This is a genomic window from Idiomarina sp. (assembly GCF_048260185.1).
Taxonomy (GTDB): domain Bacteria; phylum Pseudomonadota; class Gammaproteobacteria; order Enterobacterales; family Alteromonadaceae; genus Idiomarina.
This window is the reverse complement of record NZ_JBLXHB010000014.1, coordinates 1-5,774: the sequence shown is the minus strand read 5'-3', so window position 1 is coordinate 5,774 and position 5,774 is coordinate 1. Positions and strand designations below refer to the sequence as shown.

Here is a 5,774-nt window from a genome sequence, read left to right as displayed (position 1 = left end):
CGTATTCTATTACACCACCTGTGGCTGGATGATGTGGAACTGGCATGTCTCTGCACTGGCGAGTGGGGCTTGCTTGGTGATATTCGATGGCAGCCCAATGTGCCCAAATCCAAGCGTATTATGGGATCTGGCTGCACGAGCCGACGTAACCCTTTTCGGTACCTCCGCGAAGTATTTGGAAGCGCTCGAAAAGGTTCCATTTCACCCTGAAGAGCACACCGCTTTGCCCGCGCTAAAAACGCTCTGCTCTACCGGTTCAGTGCTCTACCCTGAGCAGTTCGATTACGTTTTCAAACACATCAAACACGACCTGCATTTAGCGTCGATTTCTGGTGGCACCGATATCTGTGGCTGCTTTGTACTAGGCAACCCTATCTCAGATGTATATCGTGGTGAGTGCCAACAGGCAGGGCTTGGAGTCGACATTAAGGTGTTCAATGCTTCCGGTCACGAGGTCAATAACGAGCGTGGCGAGCTGGTTTGCTGCAACTCGATCCCCAACTTCCCACTTGGTTTCTGGAGTGATAGCGGAGAGCACTATCACAACACTTATTGGGATAGGTTCGAGAATGTGTGGCATCACGGAGACGAAGTAGCACGCAGCGCCCACGCAGGCTACCAGTTTTATGGGAGAGGCGACACCACACTCAACCCCGGTGGTGTGAGAATTGGCACTGCCGAGATCTACCAGCAAGTGAATACTATGGATGGTATCATCGATTCTATCGCCGTCGGTAAAGATGTCGACCGCAATGAACAGATATGGCTGTTCGTTCAACTAGAGTCGCAAGCAGAGCTAACCGAGTCTTTAAAGACCGACATTAAGAGTCGTCTGAAATCGGCGTGCTCACCAAGACATGTCCCAAGCCAGATATTTGCGATTAGTGACATACCTAAAACCCGCTCAGGCAAACTGGTAGAACTGGCGGTCAAACAGGTCATTAACGGGCGTGAAGTTGAGAATATAGGCGCGATCGCCAATGCCGAAGTACTAGAAGAGATAAAGCAAATCATTACGAAAAAGGGATAGCCGCTCATACGGCTACCCCTTTTACAATCTCGTTGCTAATTATGCCTCAGATTAACTGCCCGCGTCTTCTTGGTTCTCGGGCAGAGCATCAACAAAGGCCTGCTGTTGGTTACACGCTGCAACGATCGCGTTAATCAGCGGATAAGGCGACATATCTACCCCAAACCTTTGTGCGTTATACACTTGTGGCACCAGACAGATATCAGCAATCGAAGGTGTATCAGTCACACTGAAGCGACACGAACCGTGCCTCTCTCTATGCTGTGCAAGTTTCTCTTCAAGCGCCGAGAACCCTTGCCCAATCCAGTGGTGCATCCATTTCACCTTGGCTGATTGCTCACAGCCAAGCTCTCGCTCCAAGTATTGTAGAACGCGCAGATTGTTAAGCGGATGAACATCAATCGCGATGTCTTGAGCTAACGCCAATGCCTGATAGCGCAGCGGCGTTTGCGTCGGAATCACCAAATTAGCGGGGTACTCGCCATCCAGATATTGAATGATAGCTAAAGATTGGTTGAGGAAAATGTCACCGTCCACCAGCACAGGCACTAACTCGGCGGCATTCAAGCGGTGATATTCAGCACTGTGCTGCTCACCGCCTTCACGCAACAGATGAATCGATTGTGACTGGTAGCTAAGCTGTTTTAGGTTGAGACAGATCCTGACTCGATAAGCCGCCGATGATCGCCAATATCCGAAAAGCTTGATCCTTTCACTCATCGCTTACCCTCTACTTACGAGCCTTGATACTTAATCACTTGCTGATCAATAGCACCGAAGACCGACTGCCCTTCCCTATTCAACATCTCCAGTTTGATCGAGTCACCAAAGGTCATAAAGCGCGTTTTAGGTTGACCATCGCGGATGGTTTCAATCATGCGCACCTCTGCGATACATGAATAACCAACCCCGCCCTCTTGAATGGACGTGCCGTGATCAGTGCCTTGTTTATTCGACACCGTGCCAGAGCCTATGATGGTACCTGCCGACAATGGACGCGTTTTTGAAGCATGCATAATCAGCTGCGCAAAATCAAACGTCATATCAACCCCCGCATTGGGGCAACCAAACGGCTCATTGTTATAGGTCGAAATCAGAGGGAGATGCACCTTGCTCTGATGCCAATCTTGACCTAACTCGTCAGGGGTAACGGCTACAGGTGAGAATGCAGATGAGGGTTTTGATTGGAAAAAACCAAAACCCTTAGCTAGTTCGGCTGGGATTAATCCTCGCAAGGAGACATCGTTCACCAGCATTAACAAGCGAATCGACGCCTCTGCCTGCGCGCGATTTGCGCCCATCGGCACATCACCAGTAATTACGGCGACTTCCCCTTCAAAGTCTATCCCCCACTTATCACTGGCAAATTCAATATCATCGCGAGGGCCAATGAAAGAGTCGGAACCACCCTGATACATCAACGGGTCGCTCCAAAAGCTCTCTGGCATCTCCGCACCACGCGCCTTTCTGACCAATTCAACATGATTAACATAAGCGCTCCCATCCGCCCATTGGTAGGCACGTGGCAGCGGTGATTCACAACCAACCTCCTCAAAAGGTTCGCTCTGTTCGACGCCCTGATCGTTGAGTGCTTCATACAATTCGGACAGTGGTAATTCTACCTGTTGCCAATGATCCATGGCTGTCTGCATCGTCGGCGCGAGATGCAAAGCGTGGAAAATCTCCGTTGCAGGGACACATCGAGAGAGATCTCGGCTCACGACCATCAATAGTCCGTCGCGAGTCCCATTTTTCTTTGTTGCTAGTTTCATCCTTGCTCCCTACTTCTCTTGCCAACTGTAGACATACTGTTTGTTCTCTACCGCATCAAGCTCATCAGCGAACGATAAAGCATGACGCGTATCAATCATGACGGCGACTTCATCGGTAAAGGTTTTCTTGTGCTCTAATCCCGCTTTGAAGGCTTTAGGATGTGGGCCGTGCGAAAAGCCTGCAGGATGGAACGTCACCATCCCAGCCTCGATGTTGTCGCGACTGAAAAAGTCCCCCGCATGATAGAAAAGCACTTCGTCATAATCGTCATTGTTATGGTAAAACGGCACTTTCAGTGCACCGGGGTCACTCTCTATCGGACGTGGTACAAAAGTGCACACGACAAATCCAGCTCCCACAAAAGTCGTGTGGGCAGATGGAGGTAAGTGATAACGGTGTGACATTAAAGGTCGGATATCGCGCCAATTGACCTTCACAACCGCCAGATCACCATGCCAACCAATCGCATCTAACGGATTAAATGGATAGGTGATCACACTAGTCTGGTCATGGCGCTTCACATGAACTTGTGTCTCGTTTTCTGAGTATTGAGCTTGAAACGCCTCATCGATAGAAGGCACCTCAAGCACGGCAGGATCGAACACCGCATGATTGCCAACCATGCCCTTCTCCGGCAAGGTATACGCAGCATCGGTGTTCTCAATCATCAGGATAAACATCGGCTCATTTGGCTCTAAACGCCAGCTGGTGGAGCGCGGGATCATGACGTAGTCACCATCCCTCACTTCTAAGTGCCCGTAGTCACAATAGAGATGCGCGCTGCCTTGATGAATGAATAACAGCTCATCACCATCGGCATTACGGACTAGGTGCTCCATACTCTTTTCAACTTTCCAAACCCGAATCTTGCAGTCCACATTGTGCAACAAATGTGGCACCTGCCAAGGCGACGCCTGAATAGCGGATTCAACGCGAGTAAAGTCAAACGCGCGAGGACGTAGATCCCCCTCCCATTGCGACCAACCCGTGGGAGCGTGTTGATGATGGAAATGTGCAGCGGGGCCAAAGAAGCCGCTTCGTCCAGCTTCGCGTTCATAAATCGCCTCCTTAGGAAAGTCGGCGTGCGCTTGCTTAGAGCAAGTGCCCTCACGATGAGGAAAAGGGATCCATTTACTCATCGGTCAATACTCCGCGTCGGATCTGATCCTCTTCAATCGATTCAAACAGCGCTTTAAAGTTACCTTCACCAAAGCCCTCGTTACCTTTGCGTTGAATGATCTCGAAGAACACCGGCCCAATTACGGTTTGCGTGAAGATCTGAAGCAAAATGCCATCTTTGGTAGGTGCGCCATCGATCAGGATACGCAAATCACGTAGGCGACTGGTATCTTCACCATGGCCTTTAACGCGCTGGTCGACTTTCTCATAATAGGTGTCAGGCGTTGGCATAAAATCCATGCCTCGATCACGCAGGGTCGAAACCGTTTGATAGATGTCGTCAGTAGTCAGGGCAATGTGCTGAATCCCTTCGCCGTTGTATTCGCGAATGAACTCCTCAATCTGAGACTTATCATCAGAAGACTCATTGATTGGGATGCGGATTTTGCCACACGGTGCGGTCATAGCTCGGCTAACAAGGCCAGTGAGTTTGCCCTCGATGTCGAAGTAGCGAATCTCTCTGAAGTTACCGATGCGCTCATAAAAACCTGACCATAAATCCATGTTGCCCTGCTTCACGTTGTGGGTCAGATGGTCTATCTCGTACAAACCGACATCGGCATCTGCTAGCCTGTGGTCCGCATCATCATAGAAACGGAAATCGACGTCGTAGATACTCTGCTTTCCATAGCGGTCAACAAAATACAGCAGGCTCTCGCCGATGCCATATATCGCAGGGATACTGAGCTCCATCGGGCCAATATTAGTGATGTACTCCTCTCCACCTTTGACCAGTGCTTGTTTCAGCGCCACATTAGCATCATGAACACGAAAAGCCATGCCACAGACTGATGGGCCATGCACTCTCGCAAACTCCTCCGCTTGACTATGAGGCTGCGCATTGACGATAAAACTGATGTCCCCTTGTCGATATAGCCACGCCTCTTTTGAGCGGTGCTTGGCAATCTCGGCAAAACCCAGTGACACAAACAGCGCCTTAAGTTGCTCTATCCCTTCATCATTAGCGGCTGTGTACTCAACGAATTCAAAACCATCCGTACCTAACGGGTTGTAGCTATCGACCATGTCTCTCTCCTTGTTAGAATTGAAGCACGTAGAACGCACTTAAATTAAACTTGGAACAGAACTTGTGAGATTGAAAATCCTCAACAAAATCAGCAAAAACGCCCTTTAGCACGAAGAATGTAAAGAGAATGTTACACCCAAAAAAGAGAAGGCTGAAAGCTAGCTCGAACAAGCGCTTGAAGAGCAAAGGTGGGGTTTACACGGCAATCTAAGTGTGAATGAATTGTTACATGAGACGTATCTGCAAAATCCAGTATCGTGCTGACAATAAAATAAAGCGAAAATAAAACGGGCCATACAACTTGTCTTATATGGCCCGCTTACAATGAATAAACAGTTAGATGATTTGCTGCTCGACACCATCCTTGTCTGGCGATTTCTTCGATACTGTCAAAAACTTCTCGGCTGCAGTCTGTAGCTTATGCTGATTAACAGGCTTAGCGATAAACTCATCCATACCCGCTTCGAAACAGAGGTGTTTATCTCTTTGAACCACGTTGGCAGTTAAAGCCACAATCGGCACATGCCGTTCAGACCCTTCCTCTATGGCGCGAATCATTTTGGTTGCTTCAAACCCATCCAGTACAGGCATCTGACAGTCCATAAACACGATTTCGTAATCAGTTTTTTGATACATCTCCACGCCGATCTTGCCATTCTCTGCGATGTCTACTTCAAGACCCAGTTTTTTGATCATCATTTTGGCAACTTGCTGATTCACCCGTGAATCTTCAACCACCAGCGCTTTACCTTCAAACTGAGGTAG

The 5,774-nt window shown here is 49.0% G+C and carries 6 protein-coding genes; 1 reads left to right on the top strand and 5 read right to left on the bottom strand.

The genetic code is table 11. The features are described 5' to 3' along the window. A partial coding sequence (locus tag ACN0RF_RS13380; RefSeq protein ID WP_417439404.1) for an AMP-binding enzyme occupies positions 1-1,030 on the top strand: 1,030 nt, incomplete at its 5' end. 51 nt (positions 1,031-1,081) lie between these two features. On the opposite strand, the gene maiA is transcribed toward ACN0RF_RS13380, so the two are convergent. The 5 genes from maiA to ACN0RF_RS13355 form a co-directional block, all read right to left on the bottom strand. Then, entirely contained in the window at positions 1,082-1,738 is a 657-nt protein-coding gene (gene maiA / locus ACN0RF_RS13375) for a maleylacetoacetate isomerase (RefSeq protein ID WP_417439405.1), read from the bottom strand. Positions 1,739-1,764: 26 nt separating this feature from the next. Then, on the bottom strand, positions 1,765-2,802 hold the full coding sequence (locus tag ACN0RF_RS13370) for a fumarylacetoacetate hydrolase family protein (RefSeq protein ID WP_417439403.1): 1,038 nt from the start codon (positions 2,800-2,802) through the stop codon (positions 1,765-1,767). 9 nt (positions 2,803-2,811) lie between these two features. Next, positions 2,812-3,942, bottom strand: a complete 1,131-nt coding sequence (locus tag ACN0RF_RS13365; RefSeq protein WP_261883298.1) for a homogentisate 1,2-dioxygenase — start codon at positions 3,940-3,942, stop codon at positions 2,812-2,814. Then, positions 3,935-5,008 (bottom strand): 4-hydroxyphenylpyruvate dioxygenase, encoded by a 1,074-nt coding sequence (hppD, locus tag ACN0RF_RS13360; protein ID WP_417439402.1) that lies wholly within the window; start codon positions 5,006-5,008, stop codon positions 3,935-3,937. Before hppD ends, ACN0RF_RS13365 begins: the two co-directional genes overlap by 8 nt. Positions 5,009-5,345: 337 nt before the next feature. Further along, the coding region (locus ACN0RF_RS13355) for a response regulator (RefSeq protein WP_417439401.1) at positions 5,346-5,774 on the bottom strand (429 nt) is incomplete at its 5' end.